At 69.3% G+C, this 20,482-nt stretch carries 31 protein-coding genes; 2 read left to right on the top strand and 29 right to left on the bottom strand.

What is annotated here, in order from left to right; genetic code table 11:
• Nucleotides 1-55: 55 nt before the first annotated feature.
• The gene (locus PS467_RS24195; RefSeq protein WP_311036988.1) at nt 56-2,143 is read left to right on the top strand and encodes a glycosyltransferase; all 2,088 of its coding nucleotides are present in this window, start codon (nt 56-58) and stop codon (nt 2,141-2,143) included.
• A gap of 98 nt (nt 2,144-2,241) precedes the next feature.
• The gene (locus tag PS467_RS24190) at nt 2,242-2,766 is read left to right on the top strand and encodes a hypothetical protein (RefSeq protein WP_311036987.1); all 525 of its coding nucleotides are present in this window, start codon (nt 2,242-2,244) and stop codon (nt 2,764-2,766) included.
• 49 nt (nt 2,767-2,815) lie between these two features.
• Here the strand turns inward: PS467_RS24190 and PS467_RS24185 are convergent, their stop codons facing one another.
• The 29 genes from PS467_RS24185 to rplP form a co-directional block, all read right to left on the bottom strand.
• On the bottom strand, nt 2,816-4,093 hold the full coding sequence (locus PS467_RS24185) for a PP2C family protein-serine/threonine phosphatase (protein ID WP_311036986.1): 1,278 nt from the start codon (nt 4,091-4,093) through the stop codon (nt 2,816-2,818).
• On the bottom strand, nt 4,090-5,109 hold the full coding sequence (locus PS467_RS24180) for a SpoIIE family protein phosphatase (RefSeq protein ID WP_311036985.1): 1,020 nt from the start codon (nt 5,107-5,109) through the stop codon (nt 4,090-4,092). Before PS467_RS24180 ends, PS467_RS24185 begins: the two co-directional genes overlap by 4 nt.
• On the bottom strand, nt 5,106-5,540 hold the full coding sequence (locus PS467_RS24175; protein WP_311039940.1) for an ATP-binding protein: 435 nt from the start codon (nt 5,538-5,540) through the stop codon (nt 5,106-5,108). Before PS467_RS24175 ends, PS467_RS24180 begins: the two co-directional genes overlap by 4 nt.
• Before the next feature lie 28 nt (nt 5,541-5,568).
• A complete protein-coding gene (locus tag PS467_RS24170; protein ID WP_311036984.1) occupies nt 5,569-5,979 on the bottom strand; it encodes an STAS domain-containing protein in 411 nt (136 codons plus the stop codon).
• The gene (locus tag PS467_RS24165) at nt 5,976-6,854 is read right to left on the bottom strand and encodes an STAS domain-containing protein (protein ID WP_268973752.1); all 879 of its coding nucleotides are present in this window, start codon (nt 6,852-6,854) and stop codon (nt 5,976-5,978) included. Before PS467_RS24165 ends, PS467_RS24170 begins: the two co-directional genes overlap by 4 nt.
• 175 nt (nt 6,855-7,029) lie before the next feature.
• Nucleotides 7,030-7,896 carry a tRNA pseudouridine(38-40) synthase TruA gene (gene truA, locus PS467_RS24160; RefSeq protein ID WP_311036983.1) on the bottom strand — a complete coding sequence of 289 codons (867 nt, stop codon included), beginning with the start codon at nt 7,894-7,896 and terminating at the stop codon, nt 7,030-7,032.
• A gap of 77 nt (nt 7,897-7,973) precedes the next feature.
• A complete protein-coding gene (gene rplQ, locus PS467_RS24155) occupies nt 7,974-8,501 on the bottom strand; it encodes a 50S ribosomal protein L17 (protein ID WP_268973750.1) in 528 nt (175 codons plus the stop codon).
• 78 nt (nt 8,502-8,579) lie between these two features.
• On the bottom strand, nt 8,580-9,602 hold the full coding sequence (locus tag PS467_RS24150) for a DNA-directed RNA polymerase subunit alpha (protein ID WP_009715858.1): 1,023 nt from the start codon (nt 9,600-9,602) through the stop codon (nt 8,580-8,582).
• Between the two features lie 108 nt (nt 9,603-9,710).
• On the bottom strand, nt 9,711-10,337 hold the full coding sequence (gene rpsD, locus PS467_RS24145; protein WP_311036982.1) for a 30S ribosomal protein S4: 627 nt from the start codon (nt 10,335-10,337) through the stop codon (nt 9,711-9,713).
• Between the two features lie 28 nt (nt 10,338-10,365).
• On the bottom strand, nt 10,366-10,770 hold the full coding sequence (gene rpsK / locus PS467_RS24140; protein WP_009715860.1) for a 30S ribosomal protein S11: 405 nt from the start codon (nt 10,768-10,770) through the stop codon (nt 10,366-10,368).
• Nucleotides 10,771-10,836: 66 nt separating this feature from the next.
• Entirely contained in the window at nt 10,837-11,217 is a 381-nt protein-coding gene (rpsM, locus tag PS467_RS24135; protein ID WP_060945198.1) for a 30S ribosomal protein S13, read from the bottom strand.
• Nucleotides 11,218-11,414: 197 nt separating this feature from the next.
• Nucleotides 11,415-11,528 (bottom strand): 50S ribosomal protein L36, encoded by a 114-nt coding sequence (rpmJ, locus tag PS467_RS24130; protein ID WP_003956441.1) that lies wholly within the window; start codon nt 11,526-11,528, stop codon nt 11,415-11,417.
• 28 nt (nt 11,529-11,556) lie between these two features.
• Nucleotides 11,557-11,778 carry a translation initiation factor IF-1 gene (gene infA, locus PS467_RS24125; RefSeq protein WP_003956442.1) on the bottom strand — a complete coding sequence of 74 codons (222 nt, stop codon included), beginning with the start codon at nt 11,776-11,778 and terminating at the stop codon, nt 11,557-11,559.
• A gap of 229 nt (nt 11,779-12,007) precedes the next feature.
• Nucleotides 12,008-12,844, bottom strand: a complete 837-nt coding sequence (map, locus tag PS467_RS24120; protein ID WP_311036981.1) for a type I methionyl aminopeptidase — start codon at nt 12,842-12,844, stop codon at nt 12,008-12,010.
• Between the two features lie 116 nt (nt 12,845-12,960).
• Nucleotides 12,961-13,617, bottom strand: coding sequence for an adenylate kinase (locus PS467_RS24115; RefSeq protein WP_311036980.1), 657 nt, complete (start codon nt 13,615-13,617; stop codon nt 12,961-12,963).
• Nucleotides 13,617-14,930 carry a preprotein translocase subunit SecY gene (secY, locus tag PS467_RS24110; protein ID WP_030835136.1) on the bottom strand — a complete coding sequence of 438 codons (1,314 nt, stop codon included), beginning with the start codon at nt 14,928-14,930 and terminating at the stop codon, nt 13,617-13,619. The genes PS467_RS24115 and secY overlap by 1 nt, the downstream gene beginning before the upstream one ends.
• Nucleotides 14,931-15,134: 204 nt before the next feature.
• Entirely contained in the window at nt 15,135-15,590 is a 456-nt protein-coding gene (gene rplO, locus PS467_RS24105; protein WP_268973745.1) for a 50S ribosomal protein L15, read from the bottom strand.
• 1 nt (nt 15,591) lies between these two features.
• Complete coding sequence (rpmD, locus tag PS467_RS24100; RefSeq protein ID WP_037952898.1) at nt 15,592-15,774, bottom strand: 50S ribosomal protein L30; 183 nt, start codon at nt 15,772-15,774, stop codon at nt 15,592-15,594.
• A 2-nt stretch (nt 15,775-15,776) separates the two neighbouring features.
• A complete protein-coding gene (rpsE, locus tag PS467_RS24095; RefSeq protein ID WP_030835127.1) occupies nt 15,777-16,382 on the bottom strand; it encodes a 30S ribosomal protein S5 in 606 nt (201 codons plus the stop codon).
• A 43-nt stretch (nt 16,383-16,425) separates the two neighbouring features.
• Nucleotides 16,426-16,809, bottom strand: a complete 384-nt coding sequence (gene rplR, locus PS467_RS24090) for a 50S ribosomal protein L18 (RefSeq protein WP_268973744.1) — start codon at nt 16,807-16,809, stop codon at nt 16,426-16,428.
• A 3-nt stretch (nt 16,810-16,812) separates the two neighbouring features.
• Nucleotides 16,813-17,352 (bottom strand): 50S ribosomal protein L6, encoded by a 540-nt coding sequence (gene rplF / locus PS467_RS24085; protein ID WP_268973743.1) that lies wholly within the window; start codon nt 17,350-17,352, stop codon nt 16,813-16,815.
• Nucleotides 17,353-17,373: 21 nt separating this feature from the next.
• The gene (gene rpsH / locus PS467_RS24080; protein ID WP_210947165.1) at nt 17,374-17,772 is read right to left on the bottom strand and encodes a 30S ribosomal protein S8; all 399 of its coding nucleotides are present in this window, start codon (nt 17,770-17,772) and stop codon (nt 17,374-17,376) included.
• 208 nt (nt 17,773-17,980) lie between these two features.
• Nucleotides 17,981-18,166, bottom strand: coding sequence for a type Z 30S ribosomal protein S14 (locus PS467_RS24075; RefSeq protein WP_003956452.1), 186 nt, complete (start codon nt 18,164-18,166; stop codon nt 17,981-17,983).
• 3 nt (nt 18,167-18,169) lie between these two features.
• Nucleotides 18,170-18,730 carry a 50S ribosomal protein L5 gene (gene rplE / locus PS467_RS24070; protein WP_256652946.1) on the bottom strand — a complete coding sequence of 187 codons (561 nt, stop codon included), beginning with the start codon at nt 18,728-18,730 and terminating at the stop codon, nt 18,170-18,172.
• Nucleotides 18,730-19,053: a 50S ribosomal protein L24 gene (gene rplX / locus PS467_RS24065; RefSeq protein WP_030835110.1), complete on the bottom strand. Its 324-nt coding sequence runs from the start codon at nt 19,051-19,053 to the stop codon at nt 18,730-18,732. The genes rplE and rplX overlap by 1 nt, the downstream gene beginning before the upstream one ends.
• Before the next feature lie 3 nt (nt 19,054-19,056).
• The gene (gene rplN / locus PS467_RS24060) at nt 19,057-19,425 is read right to left on the bottom strand and encodes a 50S ribosomal protein L14 (RefSeq protein ID WP_003956455.1); all 369 of its coding nucleotides are present in this window, start codon (nt 19,423-19,425) and stop codon (nt 19,057-19,059) included.
• 126 nt (nt 19,426-19,551) lie between these two features.
• Entirely contained in the window at nt 19,552-19,839 is a 288-nt protein-coding gene (gene rpsQ, locus PS467_RS24055) for a 30S ribosomal protein S17 (protein ID WP_014054172.1), read from the bottom strand.
• Nucleotides 19,839-20,063 carry a 50S ribosomal protein L29 gene (rpmC, locus tag PS467_RS24050; RefSeq protein ID WP_009715874.1) on the bottom strand — a complete coding sequence of 75 codons (225 nt, stop codon included), beginning with the start codon at nt 20,061-20,063 and terminating at the stop codon, nt 19,839-19,841. The genes rpsQ and rpmC overlap by 1 nt, the downstream gene beginning before the upstream one ends.
• The gene (gene rplP / locus PS467_RS24045) at nt 20,063-20,482 is read right to left on the bottom strand and encodes a 50S ribosomal protein L16 (protein ID WP_009715875.1); all 420 of its coding nucleotides are present in this window, start codon (nt 20,480-20,482) and stop codon (nt 20,063-20,065) included. The genes rpmC and rplP overlap by 1 nt, the downstream gene beginning before the upstream one ends.

The following is a 20,482-nucleotide window of genomic DNA, read 5'->3' as shown; positions in this document are numbered from 1 at the left end:
GCCCAGGAGGGGAGGGCACGCCGCGGCAGCTCAGGCTCGCCGCGCGTACATCACCATGAAGATTTCTTTCCTGCTCCACAACGCCTATGGCATCGGCGGCACCATCCGGTCGACCTTCAATGTGGCCGGGGCGCTCGCCGCGCACCACACCGTGGAGATCGTCTCCCTGATCCGCACCATCGACACCCCGAACCTCCCCCTCCACCCCGCCGTGCGGCTCAGGCCCCTGATCGACCTGCGCCCCCACGAGAACGCCGCCCGGTCCGCCGATCTCGGCCATCCGCTGCTGACGCGGCCCAGTGCCCACATCCCCGCCGCCGAGGCCAGGGGCACCACCAACTTCAACGCCCTCACCGACGAACGCGTCGCCGACCACCTCGGCCGCACCGACGCCGATGTCGTCATCGCCACCCGCCCCGGTCTGGTCATCTACCTCGCCGCGCTCGGCCGGACCGGCCGCTATCTGCGGATCGGCCAGGAGCACCGGCTCTACGGAACCCACCGTGCCGAGATCCGCGCCGCCTGCGACGCCGCCATACCCCACCTCGACGCGTACACCTCCGTCTCCGAGGCCGACGCGGCCACCCACCGGGCCCACCTCCCCGGCGTCACCACCCGGCTGACCGCCCTGCCCAACGGGGTGCCCGCCACCGGGATCGAGCCCTCCGACGGCCGCGCCAAACTGGTCGTGGCCGCGGGCCGGCTGATCCCCGTCAAGCGGTACGACCTGCTGGTGGCGGCCTGGGCGTCGGTCGCCGCCAAACATCCCGACTGGCACCTGCGCATCTACGGCCGCGGCCCGCAACTCCCGGTGCTGCGCCGTCAGATCGACGAGCTCGGGCTGGCCGGCCACATCACCCTCATGGGCGCCCACTCCCCCATCGAGACCGAGTGGGCCAAGGGCGCGATCGCCGCCGTCACCTCCCGCGAGGAGTCCTTCGGCATGACGATCGTCGAGGCGATGCACTGCGGGGTGCCCGTGGTCGCCACCGACTGCCCGCACGGGCCCGGCGAGATCATCACCGATGGGCGGGACGGTCTGCTGGTGCCGGTCGGCGACGCCGACGGCATCGCCAAGGGGCTGCTGACCCTGATCGAGGACGACGAGCTGCGCCGGTCGATGGGCGCGGCGGCCCGCGTCGCGGCGCGTCGGTACGCACCGGAGCGGGTGGCGGCCGCCTACGAGCGGCTCATCGAGGAACTCCATACCGCCCGCGGCACCGGCGCCCCGGCCGCCCGGCGCCGTACGGTCGCGCCGGTCCGGGGCCGGGCGGCCGGGGCGCCGCTGTCCGCCACCCTCAAGAGCGCGGTCAAGCAGCTGATCCGCAAGCCGCTGCGGCCCGTGGCGTCCTGCCGGGTCACCGCCGAGGGCAATCTGTCGGTGCTGCTGGAGCCCGCCGAGGTGCGCGGCGAGGAGCTGGAGCTGACCGTCACCCGCCGCAGGAGCGACGAGGCCCCCTTCCGGATTCCGCTTCTGCCCCCGGCCGGCCCCGCGCCGGCCGCGCCCTGGACGGCCACGCTCGACCGCGCGACGCTCGATCTCGCCGAGGGCCGCTGGGATCTGCATGTGGTCCGCCCCGCCGACGGCGCCCGCCGCCGGGTCGTCTGCCGGTTCGCCGAGGGGCGCGGGTTGCTGGGCCTGGAGCCGCTGCCCGGCTCTCCGTTCGCCTGGTGGATCCCCTACCCCACCGTCGACGGCTATCTCGCGCTGCGCGCCTGGCGGCGCCCGGCCCACGCCGAGGCCCGGGTGATCCGCCCGGACGCCGAGGGGATCGCCGTCGAAGGCACCCTGCACGGGGCGCGCTTCGGGCCCGGCGCCGCCCCGATCGCGGTGGCCACCCCGTCCCGGGGCCCGGCCCGCCCGTTCCGCACCGGGGTCACGGCGGTGGACGGCGGCCGGTTCCGCTTCACCATCCCCTACGACCGGATACAGGAGGCCCGTACGGACGATCGGGGCACCGCGGGCTGGATCCTGACGCTCCATAAGTCCGCCGGGACCGGCACCCCGATCCGGATCGGCCGTATCGTCGGCGACATCGTGGACCGCGACAAAACGGACCTCTTCCCGGTCACCCACGGTGTCCGCCCTCACCTCACCCGCACCGGTGACCTCGCCATCACCTCCTCCACCACGGGGAATTGAGACCCTTGGCGCATACCTGCCGTGTTTGCCGCGGAGATCATCGGTAACACTCGGTGATAACAGCCTCGAGCGAGGAAATCTCTGCGGAAGGCACTGCGATGTCAACAGTCACGCTCATCATCCTGCTGGCGGCCCTGGCCGCCATGGCGGGCCTTGTGATCGCCCCCTCGGTGCGGCAGGGCCGCAGCGGCGATCTGCCGGTCCGGAGCCTGCCCCCCGAAGCGAGGGAGCAGTACGCGGCACGGTGGGCGGGCCTTCAGGAGCGGTTCGTGGACTCCCCCGGATGGGCGCTGCGCGAAGCCGACCGGCTGCTGGGCGCGTTGGCCGTCGACCGTGGCTATCCGGCCGAGTCCGACGCGAAGCGGATGGACGCGCTGTCCGTCCGTCATCCCGACGAGATCGACGGCTACCGCCGGCTGCACACCATGGCCGCGCGGGTGCATGAGGGCGAGGCCGACACCGAGCGGATGCGGGAGGCGCTGGTCGCGGCGCGGCCCCTGTTCGAGCAACTGGTCCGCGCGCAGCCGCATGACGAGCGCCCGCTCCCGCGTCCGGTCCCCCGGCAGCGGGACCATCAGGGCCGTATCCCGCGGCAGCGCCTCGGCCCGGCCGCCGATCACTGATCCGGCCCCGTCGGCACGGGCCCATTGACGCGGGCCCGTGCCGGTGGGCTCACCGACCGGCGACCCGCACCGCCATCGCCAGGGTGTCGTCCGGATGCAGGATCACCGTGTGCATATCCTCCGCGATGGCGCCGGGGACCTCCTCGATCGGGCTCTGCAGATGCTTGTGCGCGGCCTCGATCAGGCGCTTCTCGCCCTCGATCGGGTCCCGGCGGCTCTCGGTGAGACCGTCGGTGTAGAGCACGAGGAGGTCCCCGGGGGCCAGCCGCTCGGTCAGCGGCGTCTCGCTGCCGGGCAACGGGAAGCCGATCCCGCGCCCCCGGGCCTCCAGATACCGGGCCGACCCGTCGCGGCGCAGCAGCAGCGCGGGCGGATGGCTCCCGTTGGCCAGCCACAGCTCACCGGTGGCCGGATCGATACGGGCGAGCAGCACGGTAGCCATCACCGACCGGTCGAAGGGGCGCAGGATCTCGTCCGTGCGGCCCACGATCGACTGGAGCCGGTGGCCCTCCAGGGCCAGGGTGCGCACCGCGTGGGTGACGTTGAGCGCGCTGCGCGTACTGGTCACCCCATGGCCCAGCGCGTCCACGATGGTGATGTGGACGGTGCCGTCGGGCAGCACGAACCAGTCGTACAGATCGCCGCCGGTGGGCGCGTCGGTGCCGGCCGGCTCGTAGTGCACGGCGAGTTCGAGACCGTCGGCCTTGATGGGCGGCGGACGCAGCGCGTCCTCCAGCTCCCGCAGGGTCTGGCCGTGCGCGGTGCGCAACTGCTCGTCCCGCTCGTCGAGCTGGACGTAGAGCGCGAGCACCCCGCTGTTGGTCTCCGCGAGTTCGTCGTTGAGGCGGCGGTGCTCGGCGGTGAGCGCGTCGGCGGCGGCCACGACGGCCCGCAGCTCCTCGGCGGCGAGGGCGGCGTCGTCGGGGGCACCCTCCCCGGCGCCGTCGGGCGCCGCCTGCCCCGGGGACGCCGGGGACGCAGGGGACGTCGGGGACACCGGGGCCGCCGAGGACGCAGCGGACGCCGGGAGGCGCCACACCACCTCGTCCTCGGTCACCGCGTCGGCGGCCAGCGGAAGATCCCCCGCCATCGGGCCCGTCCCGCCCGGCGGCATCCGCAGCACCACCGTGAGCACCCCCTCCTCCGGGTCGTACGCCCACGTCAGCCCGGTCTCGCGGCCTGCGCGCAGCGCCGCCCCGGCGGCCTCGGCGGCGGACAGCACCAGGCGTGCCCGGACCGCCGGGTCCAGGGCGTGGTCCCGGGCCAGCGCCCGGACGGCCCGGCTGAGCGCCGCTGTCGTGGCGCAGGTGAGGGTCCTCGTCGTCATGGAAGCCTTAAGGGAGACCTGGCCGCGAGAACCGTGGCGTCGTCGCGGACGCGGCGATGGCCATGGGCGAGTGCGGCGGACAGCAGGGGCGGCGGCAGACGGAGCAGCCGCGGGGGCGGGTCGAGCCCCCAGCGGGCGTCGATGCCGTCGCTGTGCAGCACCGCCGTGGACCCCTGGGGCAGCGGGAAGCCGTGCACGCGCGGTGCGGGCATCTCCCAGCCGACCACCCCGGGCTGCCCGGTCAGCCGGTACGACACGCCCTCGTGGCTCAGGGCGAGGGCGCGGATGTTGCCGATGCCGCAGTAGTCGGCGCGGTCGGGGTACAGCCGCAGCAGCCCCACCGCGGCCCCGCGGGTGTGCCGCAGAACCCGGTGCATCCGGGTGACCACCTCCGGCAGCGGCCGGTCGGGGTCGGTGTGGAACGCCCCCAGGGCCGCCTGGGCCGCCTCGGCGGCGGCCCGGCCGTGGCCGAGACCGTCGAGGACGACCGCGGTGCGGGCGGAGCCGGTGTCGACGATCGCGCGGGCGTCGCCGCAGTCCTCCTCGCCTTCGGCGGGCAGACAGACCGTGCCCACCCCCTGCCACTCCTGCCGCCGCTCGCCCGGCGGGGTGAGCCGGGCGCAGGCCCAGGTGCCCGCACCTGGGCCGTCGGCGCTGCGGATGGTGAAGTGGGTGGCCATCCGGTTCACGGCGCCGAGCCCGCCCCCCAGCGTTCCGGCGGTGGTGCAGCCGTCCGCCGGACAGCGCTCGGGGTCCCGCATACCGGGGCCCCGGTCGGCGGCGACGATCTCCACACCGTGGCCCAGCGGCAGGGGCTGGACGTAGAGCGTGCCGTCGCCGGCGTGCTTGTTCAGGTTGGTCGCCAGCTCCGAGGCGATCAGCGCCGCCTGATCGGGCAGCGCGCCCGGCAGCCCGCACTCCCGGGCCACCGCGCGCGCCGTCTCGGCGGCCAGGTGCACGGCGCTGCGGTGGTCGACGCGCACCTCGGTGGTGGGCGCCGTGAGCGGGTGGGTCACCGGACCGTCCAGCGGGTGGCGACCACCACGGTGCCCTCACCCGGTCCGGTGCGCACCGTGAACTCGTCCATCAGCCGCCGGGCGCCGCCCAGGCCGTGGCCCAGGCCGGTGCCGGTGGTGAAGCCGTCGGTCAGCGCCGCGTCGAGGTCCGCGATCCCCGGTCCCTCGTCCATGACGGTCAGCCGCAGCCCCCGCCGCCCGGAGGACTCGCGCGGATACTCGAGGGTGACCGTGCCGCCGCCCCCGTGGACATACGCGTTACGGGCGAGCTCGCTGGCGGCCGTGACCACCCGGGTCTGGTCCACCAGGCCGAAGCCCACCTCGACGGTGGCCGCGCGCACCGCGTGGCGGACCGTCAGCAGGTCCTCCTCGGTGCGTACCGGATACGTGGCCGGCCCGGTCGGGCGCCGGCCCTGCGCCCGCGAGGACACCTTGGTACCGCGGGAGGCGAAAAGGGATTCACCCGGCAGTGCCACGTCGGGCCCCTTCCGGAGGCTGTGGGGCCTGCCGCCACCCCAGCGCGGCCATGCCCTGCTCCGGATTGAGTGCGGTCTCCACACCGACGAGTTCGATCCCCAGCTCGACCAGGGTGATCGCCACCGGCGGTCGCATCCCGGCCACGATCACCCGGGCGCCCAGCAGCCGGGCCACCGTGGTCAGCTCCATCAGCGTCCGGGCCACGAACGAGTCGATGATCTCCAGCCGGGAGATGTCGATGAGCACCCCGCGGGCGCCCTCGGCCGAGATCCGCTCGGTCAGCTCCTCGGTGAAGGCGATGGCGGTCCGGTCGTCGAGCTCATTGAGCAGGCCGGTGACCAGGACATCGCCCAGTCGCAGAATCGGAACTCCGGGCTGGGGCTGACCGGTCACCGGCCGTCTCCTTCATCACCGTCGGGCCCGGGGCCGTCGATCAGCTTGATCGCGGCGGCCAGCGCGTCGGCCAGCGTCGCCCGGGTGAGGATGGTGGACAGATCGATACCGAGCTGGGCGATGGTCTGGGCGATCGAGGGCCGGACCCCGCTGATGACGCAGTCCGCGCCCATCAGCCGCACCGCGTTGACGGTCTGCATCAGATGCTGGGCGACGGCGGTGTCCACCGTCGGCACGCCCGTGATGTCGACGATCGCGACCAACGCCTCGTGGTCCTGGATGGCCTGGAGGAGGTTCTCCATGACCACCTGGGTCCGCGCGGTGTCCAGCGTGCCGATCAGCGGGACGGCCAGCACTTGCCGCCACAGCCGCACCACCGGTGTCGACTGCTCCATCAACTGCTGGCTCTGCCGGCGGATGATCTCCTCCCGGCCCTCCACATACGTCTCGAAGGACAGCGCCCCTGCCACATCGAGCAGCCGGTTCATGAAGACCGCCGAGGCGAACAGCTCCTCGGCGTCACGGGTGTCCCGCTGCACCGCCTTGAGCAGGGCCTCCTTGAGCGCGAGCACCGCGAGCGAGGTGGCCGTCGGTGTGGCCCCGGCCCGCGCCCGGCGCAGCGACAGCCCGACCACGGCCTCGTGCAGCCCCGGAGTGGAGGTCACCACCCGGTCCACCGGCACACCGCTCTGCAGACCCGGGACCAGCGCCTCGATCAAGGCGTAGGCCTCCTCGCGGAGTTCGGCCTCCCCGATGTCGGTGTCCAGCAGGGCCTGCTCCATCTGCAGCTCGACCCAGCGATCGGCGATCTCCTCGTCACGCTCCTGGAGCGCCCTGGTCAGGCGCTCCCGTACAGCGGCCTCGCTGGTAGTCACGCGGGTCCCTTTCGCGGTCGTCGACCGTTGTCGGTGGGCAGATTTTATCGATCTTCCGAAGGCCCCGGAAGCGCATCATGTCCATCCCCGTGCCGCCTCGGCCTCCGCCGCCCGGCGGATGCGACACCGCGCGTGGCGAATACCCGGTGATCGCCTGCCAACACCCCTTCACGGTTCAGCAGCAGCCGGAGCCGATCGCCGTCGCGCCCGCCAGGGAGCGCTTGTTGCGGGACTCCCGGTTACGGGCCGCGAGTTGGTCGTCGGCCGGATAGCCGACCTCCTCCAGCGTCAGGCCATGGGGGCGGACCACGTGGACGGCGGAGTCGCGCACGCCCGCGGCGAGCACCGTGGCCGGCCAGTCGGGGGCGCGGTGGCCGTCGCCGACGAAGAGCAGGGCGCCCACCAGCGAGCGCACCATGTTGTGGCAGAAGGCATCCGCCCGCACCGTGGCCGTGACGATGCCGTCCGCGCCGCGCACCCAGTCGAGCCGCTGGAGGGTGCGGATGGTGGTGGCGCCGTCGCGCCGCTTGCAGTACGCGGCGAAGTCGTGCTCGCCCAGGAGCCGCTTCGAGGCCGCGTTCATGGCGTCCACGTCCAGCGGCCAGTCGTGCCACAGCACATGGCCGCGCAGCAGCGGGTCGACCCCGCCGGGGTGGTCGGTGACCCGGTAGGCGTAGCGCCGCCAGATCGCGGAGAAACGGGCGTTGAACCCGGCCGGGGCCTCGGTGACCCGCCAGACCCGTATGTCGTGGGGCAGCCGGCCGGCCAGCCGGCGGAGCAGCTTGTCCCGGTGCTCGGCCCACAGCTCCTCGGGCAGGTCCACGTGCGCCACCTGGCCACGGGCGTGCACCCCGGCGTCGGTGCGGCCCGCGACGGTCAGCTCGTACGTCTCACAGGAGCGCGTCACCGTCCGCAGCGCGCTCTCCAGCTCGCCCTGTACGGTGCGCCGCTCGCGCTGCTTGGCCCAGCCCGAGAAGTCCTTGCCGTCGTAGGCGAGATCCAGCCGGACCCGTACGAAACCGGGCGCCGCCTCGTCAGTCACCAATGGTTCCTCTCCATGCGGGACGGGCCCGCCCCCGTGTCGCGGGGGCGGGCCCGTCCATGTGGCCGGAAGGGCGCTCAGGCGTCCTTGCTCTCCTCGGCCGGAGCCTCGGTGGCCTCGGCCTCGGTGGCCTCGGCGGCCGGGGCCTCGTCCTTCTTGAGGTTCGCGGCGGCCTGGTCGCCGGCGGCGTCCTTGGCGGAGCGCTTGGTGGCGGCCTCGGCCTCGCCGACGGCCTCCTGCTGCACGGTCAGCGCCTCGACCAGCTCGATGACCGCCATCGGGGCGTTGTCGCCACGGCGGTTACCGATCTTGGTGATGCGGGTGTAGCCACCCGGCCGGTTCTCGTAGCGCGGCCCGATCTCGGTGAAGAGAGTGTGCACGACGCTCTTGTCGCGGATGGTCTGGAGCACCAGACGGCGGTTGTGAAGGTCGCCCTTCTTCGCCTTGGTGACCAGCTTCTCCGCGACCGGGCGCAGGCGGCGGGCCTTCGCCTCGGTGGTGGTGATCCGGCCGTGCTCGAACAGCGCGGTGGCGAGGTTCGCCAGCAGGAGCCGCTCGTGCGCAGCGCTGCCGCCCAGACGGGCGCCCTTGGTGGGCTTCGGCATGTGTATCTCCTAGATGTCTGCACCGGCCGTATCAGGTACCGGTGTCAGTTACCGACGGGCGAGTGCCCGCCGGAGGTCTCAGTACTGCTCGGTCTCGACGAAACCGGCGTCCGCGTCGTCGTCCGCGCCGAAGGCGTCCGCCGCGGCGGTCGGGTCGAATCCGGGCGGGCTGTCCTTGAGCGCCAGGCCCATACCGGCCAGCTTCGCCTTGACCTCGTCGATCGACTTGGCGCCGAAGTTCCGGATGTCGAGCAGGTCCGCCTCGGACCGCGCCACGAGCTCACCCACGGAGTGGATGCCCTCGCGCTTGAGGCAGTTGTACGAACGGACGGTGAGCTCGAGCTCCTCGATCGGCAGCGCCAGGTCCGCGGCGAGCGCGGCGTCCGTCGGGGACGGACCCATGTCGATGCCCTCGGCGTCCACATTGAGCTCGCGGGCCAGGCCGAACAGCTCGACCAGGGTCTTACCGGCCGACGCCATGGCATCGCGCGGCCGCATGGCCTGCTTGGTCTCGACGTCGACGATCAGCTTGTCGAAGTCGGTGCGCTGCTCGACACGGGTCGCCTCGACCTTGTAGGTGACCTTGAGCACCGGCGAGTAGATGGAGTCGACCGGGATGCGGCCGATCTCCTGGCCGACCTGCTTGTTCTGGACGGCGGAGACGTAGCCGCGACCGCGCTCGACGGTCAGCTCCATCTCCAGCTTGCCCTTGCCGTTCAGCGTGGCCAGGACCAGGTCGGGGTTGTGCACCTCGACACCGGCGGGCGGCGCGATGTCGGCGGCGGTGACCAGACCCGGGCCCTGCTTGCGCAGGTACATCACGACCGGCTCGTCGTGCTCGCTCGAGACGACCAGCTGCTTGATGTTGAGGATCAGGTCGGTGACGTCCTCCTTGACGCCCGGCACGGTGGTGAACTCGTGCAGGACCCCGTCGATCCGGATGCTGGTGACGGCCGCACCGGGGATCGAGGACAGGAGCGTACGACGCAGGGAGTTTCCGAGGGTGTAGCCGAAGCCCGGCTCCAGCGGCTCGATCACGAACCGGGAGCGGAACTCGTCGACGACCTCTTCGGTCAACGAGGGACGCTGAGCGATCAGCATGGGGTTTGCCTCCAGTCTTCGGCGCCCGCTATTTGACGCCGAACCCTTCAATGGTACGGGCGGTACGTGCCAAACGGCTCCGTACCGCCCGTATCGTCCAGCCCTCTACTACTTCGAGTAGAGCTCGACGATCAGCTGCTCCTGCACCTGGGTGTCGATCACCTGGCGCTCGGGCAGCGAGTGCACGAGGATCCGCAGCTGCGACGGAATGGCCTCCAGCCACGCCGGCACGGTGCGGTCGCCCGCCTCGGCCTGAGCCACCTGGAAGGGGGTCAGGGTCCGGGACTTCGGACGGACCTCGATGATGTCGTTCACGGTGACGCGGGCCGACGGGATGTCGGTCTTGCGGCCGTTCACGTTGATGTGGCCGTGGCGGACCAGCTGACGGGCGTGGTCGCGGGACTTGGCGAAGCCGGCCCGGTAGACCACGTTGTCGAGACGGGTCTCGAGGATGCGCAGCAGGTTCTCACCGGTCTTGCCGGACTTCCTGTTCGCCTCCGCGTAGTAGCCACGGAACTGCTTCTCAAGGACACCGTAGATGCGGGTCGCCTTCTGCTTCTCACGAAGCTGCAGCAGGTACTCGCTGTCCTTGGTGCGCCCGCGACCGTGCTCACCCGGGGGGTAAGGACGGATCTCGATCGGGCACTTCGCGCTCTCGCACTTGCTCCCCTTGAGGAAGAGCTTCTGCTTCTCCCGACGGCAACGCTTGCAGTCGGCCCCGGTGTAACGCGCCATTGTTTTTGTTGTCTCCTACTTCAGCTGGTCAGACGCGCCGACGCTTGGGCGGGCGGCATCCGTTGTGCGGAGTCGGAGTGACGTCCTGGATCGAGCCCACCTCCAGGCCGGTGGCCTGGAGCGAGCGGATCGCGGTCTCACGGCCGGAGCCCGGACCCTTGACGAACACGTCGACCTTGCGCATGCCGTGCTCCTGCGCGCGGCGGGCGGCCGACTCGGCGGCCATCTGCGCGGCGAACGGAGTGGACTTGCGCGAGCCCTTGAAGCCGACGTGGCCGGCCGAGGCCCAAGAGATCACGTTCCCGGTCGGGTCGGTGATCGAGACGATGGTGTTGTTGAACGTGCTCTTGATGTGAGCGTGCCCGTGGGCGACGTTCTTCTTCTCCTTGCGGCGCACCTTCTTGGCGCCGGCCGTCCTGCTCTTCGGAGGCATTCTGGAATTCTCCCGTGGAGGTGGTCGGTCCTACAGCTCGGACCGCTTGTCAGCGTCCGGTGCGGACTACTTCTTGCCCGGCTTCTTCTTACCGGCGATGGCGCGACGCGGGCCCTTGCGGGTGCGGGCGTTGGTGCTGGTGCGCTGGCCGTGGACCGGAAGGCCGCGGCGGTGACGCAGACCCTGGTAGCAGCCGATCTCGACCTTGCGGCGGATGTCGGCCTGGATCTCGCGACGGAGGTCACCCTCGGTCTTGATGTTGTTGTCCACGTACTCGCGGATCTTGACCAGGTCCTCTTCGGCCAGGTCGCGAACGCGGGTGTCCGGGTTCACACCGGTGTTGGCGAGCGTCTGCTGGGCAAGGGTGCGACCGATGCCGAAGACGTAGGTGAGGGCGACCTCGACGCGCTTGTCGCGCGGGAGATCAACGCCTGCGAGGCGTGCCATGAATCTGGCTCCAGATGGTTGTCGGAGGTCTTCCGCAGCACCACTCCCGGCCGCCGCCGAACACGGCTACCGGGTCCCCGGCCTCCGACCGGGGGTGTCGTCCCCGCGGGGCGGGAACGGGTGACTGCGTATGTACACAGAGTTATGTCGTCGCGCGAAGATGCTGCGAGTGGTGCAGGTCTACCGGTCGGTGCGGGTCAGCCCTGGCGCTGCTTGTGGCGCAGGTTGTCGCAAATGACCATGACCCGGCCGTGGCGGCGGATCACCTTGCACTTGTCGCAGATCTTCTTGACGCTCGGCTTGACCTTCATGGGTGTGAGGTTCTCCGGGTCGTGAGATCTACTTGTAGCGGTAGACGATCCGTCCGCGCGTGAGGTCGTACGGAGACAGCTCCACGACAACCCGGTCATCGGGCAGGATGCGGATGTAGTGCATACGCATCTTGCCGCTGATGTGCGCGAGGACCTTGTGACCGTTCTGGAGCTCCACCTTGAACATCGCGTTCGGCAGAGACTCGATCACGGTGCCCTCGATTTCGATGGCGCCTTGCTTCTTGGCCATGTCCTGCTTTCGGGATCGGCTACCTTGATCGGCTCGCGACATGCGGGAGGGCATGCGTGAGCCGACGTGTCAGTCTACGTCAGCGCTTCCCGAAACACGAATCCGGGGCATCATGCCCCGATTTTGAGATCTTTACCCCGGAGATCCGGAGTCTTCAGGCCAAGGAGTCACCGGCCGAGGAGTCATCGACCCAGGATTCACCGGCCGGGGATTCACCGGCCGAGGAGTCTCAGGCCAGCGGGTCGGGCGCGGCCTCCACGCCCAGCTCGGCCAGCTTGGCCTTGCCGCCGTCCACGGCGGTCAGCACCAGCGGGCCCTCCTCGGTCAGCGCGACCGAGTGCTCCCAGTGGCTGGACCAGGTCCCGTCGTCCGTCTTGACCGTCCAGTCGTCGGCCAGGACGTGGGTCTTCGCGGTGCCCAGGCTCACCATGGGCTCGATCGCGATGCAGAAGCCGGGGACCAGCCGGGGGCCCTTGCCGCGCTTCTTGGAGACGTAGTTCAGCAGATGCGGGTCCATGTGCATCTCGGTGCCGATGCCATGGCCGCCGTAGTCCTCGATGATCCCGTACTTGCCGGAGGCCGGACGGGGCTGGCGGCGGATGTAGCCCTCGATCGCCTTGGAGATGTCGACCAGCCGGTTGCCCCTGCGGACCGCGGCGATCCCGGCCCACATCGACTCCTCGGTGACCCGGCTGAGCTCGTACAGCTCCGGGGCGTGGCCGGTGCCCACGAAGGCGGTGAAGGCGGCGTCGCCGTGCCAGCCGTCCACGATCGCGCCCGCGTCGATGGAGATGATGTCGCCGTCCCTGAGGACGGTCTCCCGGTCCGGGATGCCGTGCACCACGACATCGTTCACCGAGGTGCAGATCGTGGCGGGGAAGCCGCCGTAGCCGAGGAAGTTCGACTTGGCGCCGTGGTCGGCGATCACCTTGCGGGCGACGTCGTCCAGGTCCTTGGTGGTCGCGCCCGGCACGGCCGCCGCGCGCGTCGCCTCATGGATGGCGGCGACGACCAGCCCCGCCTCGCGCATCTTGGCGATCTGCTCGGCAGTCTTGATCTCCACCATGGGGGCCTTCCCGGGTCGTTCTCTCGTGGTCTGTGCAGTGACGTATTTGCTCAACAGTACGGCCGCAGGGCCCGTACCGGGCGCCTGCGGCCGTTCCGTAGGGGTCCTCGCGGCCTTCAGGCCGCCTTCGCCGCCAGGGCGTCCATCGCCCGCTGGGTGACCTCCGCCACCTTGCCGAGCGCCGAGATCGTCACGACCAGGCCCTTGGCCTTGTAGTAGTCGATGATCGGCTCGGTCTCCCGGTGGTAGACCTCCAAGCGCTTGCGGACCGTCTCCTCGCTGTCGTCCTCGCGCTGGTACAGCTCGCCGCCGCAGGTGTCGCACACGCCCTCGGTCTTCGGGGGCTTGTACTCCACGTGGAACGTGTGCGAGCTGTCGTTACGGCAGGTACGACGGCCCGCGATGCGCTTGATCACCTCGGACTCGGGGACCTCCAGGTCCAGCACCGCGTCCAGCGAGACGCCGTGGTCCGCCAGATAGGTGTCCAGGGCCTCGGCCTGGAACTGGTTCCGCGGGAACCCGTCCAGCAGGAAGCCCTGCTCCGCGTCGGGCTGGTTCAGCCGGTCCTCCGCCATGGCGATGGTGACCTCGTCCGGTACCAGCTGCCCGGCCCTCATGTACTCCTGCGCCTGCTTGCCGAGGGGAGTGCCCTGGCTGATGTTCGCGCGGAACAGGTCGCCGGTGGAGATATGCGGGATCGACAGCTTCTCGGCAAGGTACGCGGCCTGCGTACCCTTGCCGGCTCCCGGAGGCCCGACGAGGACGATTCGCATCAGCGGAGGAACCCTTCGTAGTGTCGCTGCTGAAGCTGGCTCTCGATCTGCTTCACAGTCTCCAGGCCGACACCCACGATGATCAGGATGCTCGTGCCGCCGAACGGGAAGTTCTGGTTGGCGTTGAGCGTCACCAGTGCCACCGTGGGCACCAGGGCGATCAAGCCCAGATAGAGCGCACCGGGCCACGTGATGCGGTTCAGCACGTAGCTCAGATACTCCGCGGTGGGACGACCAGCCCGGATACCCGGGATGAACCCACCATACTTCTTCATGTTGTCGGCAACTTCTTCGGGGTTGAAGCTGATGGCGACATAGAAGAACGCGAAGAAGACGATCAGCAGGAAGTACGTGGCGATGTAGATCGGATGGTCGCCCTTGACGAAGTTCTGCGAGATCCACGTCGCCCAGCCGGCCTTGGAATTGGAGAACTGGACGATCAGCGCCGGGATGTACAGCAGCGACGAGGCGAAGATCACGGGGATCACACCCGCCTGGTTCACCTTCATCGGGATGTAGGTGGACGTACCGCCGTAACTGCGACGGCCGATCATGCGTTTGGCGTATTGCACGGGGATGCGACGCTGCGCCTGCTCGACGAAGACCACCAGGGCGACCATGGCCAGACCGCAGAGGATGACCAGGCTGAACTCCAGCCAGCCCCCCATGATCTTGCCCTGCTGCTTGATGCTCCACATCGCGCTGGGGAACCCGGCGGCGATCGAGACGAACATCAGGATCGACATGCCGTTGCCGATGCCCCGGTCGGTCACCAGCTCACCGAGCCACATGATCAACGCGGTGCCGGCGGTCATCGTGATGACCATCACGGCGGTGGTGAAGATCGAGTCGTCCCGGACGATCTGGCCGCCGACCGGGCAGCTCTGGAAGAGCGAGCCGCTGCGGGCGGTGGCCACCAGCCCGGTGCCCTGGAGGATCGCGAGCGCGATGGTCAGATAACGGGTGTACTGCGTGATCTTCGCCTGCCCGGTCTGGCCCTCCTTCTTGAGGGCCTCGAGACGCGGGATCACCACGGTCAGCAGCTGAAGGATGATGCTCGCCGTGATGTACGGCATGATCCCGAGCGCGAAGATGGTGATCTGGAGCAGTGCGCCACCACTGAACATGTTGACCAAGCCGAACAGCCCCTGCTGGCCCTTGGCGAGGTCCATGCACGTCTGGACGTTCTTGTAGTCGATGCCCGGGATCGGGACGTGTTGCCCGAGCCGGAAGAGCACGATGATGCCCAGCGTGAACAGCAGCTTCTTGCGCAGGTCGGGCGTCTTGAACGCCCGGGCGAACGCGGTGAGCACATTGCCTCCTGCGCCCCCCGCGTGCTTGCGCGAGAGGTGACGGTCTTGAGGATCGACGAATACTTATCAGCCAGGTCCCGCACGGAGACGTACCGCACGGAAGGTAACAACGCACGCCACCTTACCGGCGACCTGGCCCCCCTTGGAACGACCAACCGGGGATGCCCCATATCTGGGGCATCCCCGGTTGGGTGTGCACCGTGCTCAGCCGAGCTCGGTGACGGTGCCGCCGGCAGCGGTGATCTTCTCCTTGGCGGAGCCGGAGACGGCGTCGACCGTCACCTGGAGCGCCACGGAGACCTCACCGGTGCCCAGCACCTTGACGAGCTGGTTCTTCCGCACCGCACCCTTGGCGACCAGACCCGCCTTGGTGACCTCGCCACCCTCGGGGTAGAGCGCGGCGAGCTTGTCCAGGTTCACGACCTGGTACTCGGTACGGAAGGGGTTCTTGAAGCCCTTGAGCTTCGGGAGCCGCATGTGGAGGGGCATCTGCCCACCCTCGAAGCGCTCCGGAACCTGGTAGCGGGCCTTGGTGCCCTTGGTGCCACGACCAGCGGTCTTACCCTTGGACGCCTCACCACGACCGACACGGGTCTTGGCGGTCTTGGCGCCCGGGGCGGGCCGGAGGTTGTGGACCTTCAGCGGGTTGTTCTCCGCCATCTCAGTCGACCTCCTCGACCGTCACGAGGTGCCGCACGGTCTGCGCCATGCCGCGGAACTCGGGGCGGTCCTCCTTGACAACCACGTCGCCGAGCTTCTTCAGCCCGAGCGAACGCAGCGTGTCGCGGTGGTTCTGCTTGCTGCCGATGTAGGACTTCGTCTGCGTGATCTTCAGGCGGGCCATGCTCACACACCCACCCCGGCACGCGCCCGCAGCAGAGCGGCGGGGGCGACGTCCTCCAGCGGCAGACCACGACGGGCGGCGATCTCCTCGGGGCGCTGAAGGCCCTGCAGAGCGGCCACCGTGGCGTGCACGATGTTGATCGGGTTCGACGAGCCGAGCGACTTGCTGAGCACGTCGTGGATGCCCGCGCACTCCAGCACGGCGCGCACCGGGCCACCGGCGATCACACCGGTACCGGGGGACGCCGGCTTCAGCAGCACGACACCCGCGGCCTCCTCACCCTGGATCGGGTGCGGGATGGTGCCGGCGATCCGGGGGACCTTGAAGAAGTGCTTCTTGGCCTCCTCCACGCCCTTGGCGATCGCGGCCGGCACCTCCTTGGCCTTGCCGTAACCGACACCCACGGTGCCGTCACCGTCGCCCACCACGACCAGCGCGGTGAAGCTGAAGCGACGACCACCCTTCACAACCTTGGCGACGCGGTTGATCGCGACAACGCGCTCGACGTAAGCGGTCTTCTCGGCGGCAGCGCCACCGTCCCGCCGGTCCTTCCGGTCCCGCCGCTCGCCGCCACCGGCGCCGCCACCGCGGCGCTGGGGTCCAGCCATTGGATTTACCTCTCTCGTTTCCGCTTTGCGTTGGAACCGGGGCTCAGAACTTCAGCCCGGCCTCACGGGCGGCGTCCGCCAGAGCGGCGATCCGCCCGGCGTACCTGTTGCCACCGCGGTCGAACACGACGGCCTCGACACCCGCGGCCTTCGCCCGCTCGGCCACCAGGGCGCCGACCTGCTGCGCCTGGGCGCTCTTGTCGCCCTCGGCCGCCCGGATGGAGCTGTCCAGGGTCGACGCCGAGGCCAGGGTGTGGCCCGCGATGTCGTCGATGACCTGCGCCACCATGTGACGGTTGGACCGCGTCACGACCAGGCGGGGACGGGCCGGCGTACCGGAGACCCGCTTGCGGACGCGGATGTGACGGCGCTTGACGGCGGCAGCCTTACGGGCGTCGCCCTTGGCGATCTTCACACCGTATGCCATGGCTTACTTACCAGCCTTTCCGACCTTGCGGCGGATGACCTCGCCCGCGTACTTCACGCCCTTGGCCTTGTACGGGTCGGGCTTGCGCAGCTTGCGGATGTTCGCGGCGACCTCGCCGACCTTCTGCTTGTCGATGCCCTCGACGCTCAGCTTGGTCGGGGACTCCACCTTGAAGGTGATGCCCTCGGGGGCCTCGACCAGGATCGGGTGGCTGTAGCCCAGGGAGAACTCCAGGTTGGAGCCCTTCGCCTGGACGCGGTAACCGACACCGCTGATCTCGAGCGCCTTGCTGTAGCCCTGGGTCACGCCGGTGATCATGTTCGCCACCAGCGTGCGGGACAGGCCGTGCAGGGCCTTGTTCTGACGCTCGTCGTTCGGGCGGCTGACAACGAGCACGTTGTCCTCACCCTTGGCGACCTCGATCGGCGCGGCGACGGTGTGCGAGAGAGAGCCCTTGGGACCCTTCACGGCGACCGTGCGGCCATCGATGGTGACGTCCACACCAGCGGGAACCTGGATGGGCAGCTTGCCAATGCGCGACATGTGCTTTCCTCCGTTCCCTGGTTACCAGACGTAGGCGAGGACTTCCCCACCCACGCCCTTCTTGCCGGCCTGCTTGTCGGTGAGGAGCCCGTGCGACGTGGAGATGATCGCCACGCCCAGGCCGCCGAGCACCTTCGGCAGGTTGGTGGACTTTGCGTAGACCCGCAGGCCCGGCTTCGAGATCCGCTTGATGCCGGCGATCGAGCGCTCGCGGTTCGGACCGAACTTCAGCTCGAGGATGAGGTTCTTGCCGACCTCGGCGTCCTCGACCTTCCAGCCGGTGATGTAGCCCTCCTGCTGGAGGATCTCCGCGATGTGCGACTTGATCTTGCTGTGGGGCATCACGACGGAGTCGTGGTACGCCGAGTTCGCGTTTCGCAGACGCGTCAGCATGTCTGCGATCGGATCGGTCATGGTCATGATGGCCTTCGGCCTCTCTCGCCGGGGTTTCCTGTATGCGCCATCCCTCTCACCCACTCAGGGTGGGCACGGGTGCGGCGCGGGGACCTACGGCGTAGTAAGGATTCTGGGCGGCGAGCGCCCAACCCTTCCACTCTACGGGAGCGGACGGTCGGGCCTCGCCATCCATTTGCTTACCGAGAGCCCGGTACCAGCCCTTATGGGCCGGTTACCAGGAGCTCTTGGTCACGCCCGGCAGCTCGCCACGGTGAGCCATCTCACGAAGGCACACGCGGCACAGGCCGAACTTGCGGTACACGGAGTGCGGACGACCGCAGCGCTGGCAGCGCGTGTACGCACGCACGCCGAACTTGGGCTTGCGGGCGGCCTTGGCAATAAGAGCCTTCTTCGCCACGGCTCACGCCTCCTTGAACGGGAAGCCGAGGTGACGCAGCAGGGCCCGGCCCTCTTCGTCGTTGGTCGCCGTGGTCACCACGGTGATGTCCATACCCCGGACGCGGTCGATCTTGTCCTGGTCGATCTCGTGGAACATGACCTGCTCCGTGAGACCGAAGGTGTAGTTGCCCCGGCCGTCGAACTGCTTCGGCGACAGACCGCGGAAGTCGCGGATGCGCGGCAGCGCGAGCGACACCAGACGGTCCAGGAACTCCCACATGCGGTCACCGCGGAGGGTGACGTGGGCACCGATCGGCTGACCCTCACGCAGCTTGAACTGCGCGATGGACTTGCGGGCCTTGGTGACGGCGGGCTTCTGGCCGGTGATCGTGGCGAGGTCGCGGATGGCGCCCTCGATCAGCTTGGAGTCGCGGGCGGCGTCGCCCACACCCATGTTGACCACGACCTTGGTCAGACCGGGGATCTGCATGACGTTCTCGTACGAGAACTGCTCCTGCAGCTTGCCCTGGATCTCTTCGCGGTAGCGCGTCTTGAGACGCGGTGCAGTGGTGGTGGCAGTCATCAGATGTCCTCACCGGTCCGCTTGGCAACGCGGATCTTGTTGCCCTCGTCGTCGAAGCGGTATCCGACGCGGGTGACGACCTTCTTGCCGTCCTTCTCCACCACGAGCTGAACGTTGCTCACGTGGATCGGGGCCTCGGTCGTCACGATGCCGCCGGTCTTCGAACCACGAGCGGTCTGGCCGGCCTTGGTGTGCTTCTTGACCCGGTTGACACCCTCGACCAGGACACGGTCCTCGCGCGGGAAGGCCGCGATGACCTTGCCCTGCTTGCCCTTGTCCTTACCGGTGATGACCTGGACCAGGTCGCCCTTCTTGATCTTCATCGGTTACAGCACCTCCGGCGCGAGGGAGATGATCTTCATGAACTTCTTCTCGCGCAGCTCACGGCCCACCGGGCCGAAGATACGGGTGCCACGGGGGTCGCCATCGTTCTTGAGGATGACGGCCGCGTTCTCGTCGAAGCGGATGTACGAACCGTCCTGGCGGCGGCGCTCCTTGACGGTGCGCACGATGACCGCCTTGACGACGTCACCCTTCTTCACGTTGCCACCGGGGATCGCGTCCTTGACGGTGGCGACGATGACGTCACCAATGCCCGCGTAGCGGCGACCGGAGCCACCGAGAACACGGATGCAAAGGATCTCCTTCGCTCCCGTGTTGTCGGCGACGCGCAGTCGCGACTCCTGCTGGATCACGTCTATCTCCTGATCGTCTGCCGGTTCCCGGCAGGGGCTGGATCAGCCCCTGCCGAGCCTGGCGGAACTGTCCTGCGGGCTATTGCCCGCAGGCTGCGGTACTTGGAATCCCCTTACGGGAATTACCTACTTGGCCTTCTCGAGGATCTCGACGACGCGCCAGCGCTTGGTCGCGGACAGCGGCCGGGTCTCCATCAGGAGGACGCGGTCGCCGACACCCGCGGCGTTCTGCTCGTCGTGCGCCTTGAGCTTGTTGGTACGGCGGATGACCTTGCCGTACAGCGCGTGCTTGACGCGGTCCTCGACGGCGACGACGACGGTCTTGTCCATCTTGTCGCTGACGACCAGACCCTCACGGGTCTTGCGGAAGCCGCGGTTCTGCGTTGCGTTCTCAGTCACATTCGTCTCGCTCATCAGGCGCTCTCCACCGTCTCGATGCCGAGCTCGCGCTCCCGCATCAGGGTGTAGATCCGGGCGATGTCCTTGCGGACGGCCTTCAGCCGGCCGTGGTTCTCAAGCTGTCCGGTCGCCGCCTGGAAGCGGAGGTTGAACAGCTCTTCCTTGGCCTCACGGAGCTTGCCAACGAGGTCCTCGTTGTTCAGCTCACGCAGCTCGGACGCCTTGGTACCGGCCGCCATCACGACTCACCTGCCTCGCGCCGCACGATCCGGCACTTCATCGGGAGCTTGTGAGCAGCGCGGGTGAGCGCCTCACGCGCAGTCTTCTCGTTCGGGTAGGACAGCTCGAACATCACCCGGCCGGGCTTGACGTTCGCGACCCACCACTCCGGCGAACCCTTACCGGAACCCATACGGGTCTCAGCGGGCTTCTTCGTCAGCGGACGGTCCGGGTAGATGTTGATCCAGACCTTGCCGCCACGCTTGATGTGGCGGGTCATCGCGATACGAGCGGCCTCGATCTGACGGTTGGTGACGTACGCCGGGGTGACGGCCTGGATGCCGTACTCGCCGAACGCCAGCTCCGTACCGCCCTTGGCCATGCCGGACCGCTTGGGGTGGTGCTGCTTGCGGTGCTTGACCCTGCGAGGGATCAGCAT

This window comes from Streptomyces luomodiensis (assembly GCF_031679605.1).
Taxonomy (GTDB): domain Bacteria; phylum Actinomycetota; class Actinomycetes; order Streptomycetales; family Streptomycetaceae; genus Streptomyces; species Streptomyces luomodiensis.
This window is presented reverse-complemented; position numbering and strand designations above follow the sequence as displayed.

Coding starts and splice junctions, on each gene's coding strand:
- PS467_RS24195 (WP_311036988.1), top strand. CDS start 56: ATGAAGATTTCTTTCCTGCTCCACAACGCCTATGGCATCGGCGGCACC.
- PS467_RS24190 (WP_311036987.1), top strand. CDS start 2,242: ATGTCAACAGTCACGCTCATCATCCTGCTGGCGGCCCTGGCCGCCATG.
- PS467_RS24185 (WP_311036986.1), bottom strand. CDS start 4,093: ATGACGACGAGGACCCTCACCTGCGCCACGACAGCGGCGCTCAGCCGG.
- rplQ (WP_268973750.1), bottom strand. CDS start 8,501: ATGCCGAAGCCCACCAAGGGCGCCCGTCTGGGCGGCAGCGCTGCGCAC.
- PS467_RS24150 (WP_009715858.1), bottom strand. CDS start 9,602: ATGCTGATCGCTCAGCGTCCCTCGTTGACCGAAGAGGTCGTCGACGAG.
- rpsD (WP_311036982.1), bottom strand. CDS start 10,337: ATGGCGCGTTACACCGGGGCCGACTGCAAGCGTTGCCGTCGGGAGAAG.
- rpsK (WP_009715860.1), bottom strand. CDS start 10,770: ATGCCTCCGAAGAGCAGGACGGCCGGCGCCAAGAAGGTGCGCCGCAAG.
- rpsM (WP_060945198.1), bottom strand. CDS start 11,217: ATGGCACGCCTCGCAGGCGTTGATCTCCCGCGCGACAAGCGCGTCGAG.
- rpmJ (WP_003956441.1), bottom strand. CDS start 11,528: ATGAAGGTCAAGCCGAGCGTCAAGAAGATCTGCGACAAGTGCAAGGTG.
- infA (WP_003956442.1), bottom strand. CDS start 11,778: ATGGCCAAGAAGCAAGGCGCCATCGAAATCGAGGGCACCGTGATCGAG.
- map (WP_311036981.1), bottom strand. CDS start 12,844: ATGGTGGAGATCAAGACTGCCGAGCAGATCGCCAAGATGCGCGAGGCG.
- PS467_RS24115 (WP_311036980.1), bottom strand. CDS start 13,617: ATGCGAATCGTCCTCGTCGGGCCTCCGGGAGCCGGCAAGGGTACGCAG.
- rplO (WP_268973745.1), bottom strand. CDS start 15,590: ATGGCGGAGAACAACCCGCTGAAGGTCCACAACCTCCGGCCCGCCCCG.
- rpmD (WP_037952898.1), bottom strand. CDS start 15,774: ATGGCCCGCCTGAAGATCACGCAGACGAAGTCCTACATCGGCAGCAAG.
- rpsE (WP_030835127.1), bottom strand. CDS start 16,382: ATGGCTGGACCCCAGCGCCGCGGTGGCGGCGCCGGTGGCGGCGAGCGG.
- rplR (WP_268973744.1), bottom strand. CDS start 16,809: ATGGCATACGGTGTGAAGATCGCCAAGGGCGACGCCCGTAAGGCTGCC.
- rplF (WP_268973743.1), bottom strand. CDS start 17,352: ATGTCGCGCATTGGCAAGCTGCCCATCCAGGTTCCCGCTGGTGTGGAC.
- rpsH (WP_210947165.1), bottom strand. CDS start 17,772: ATGACCATGACCGATCCGATCGCAGACATGCTGACGCGTCTGCGAAAC.
- rplE (WP_256652946.1), bottom strand. CDS start 18,730: ATGACTGCCACCACCACTGCACCGCGTCTCAAGACGCGCTACCGCGAA.
- rplX (WP_030835110.1), bottom strand. CDS start 19,053: ATGAAGATCAAGAAGGGCGACCTGGTCCAGGTCATCACCGGTAAGGAC.
- rpsQ (WP_014054172.1), bottom strand. CDS start 19,839: ATGAGCGAGACGAATGTGACTGAGAACGCAACGCAGAACCGCGGCTTC.
- rpmC (WP_009715874.1), bottom strand. CDS start 20,063: ATGGCGGCCGGTACCAAGGCGTCCGAGCTGCGTGAGCTGAACAACGAG.
- rplP (WP_009715875.1), bottom strand. CDS start 20,482: ATGCTGATCCCTCGCAGGGTCAAGCACCGCAAGCAGCACCACCCCAAG.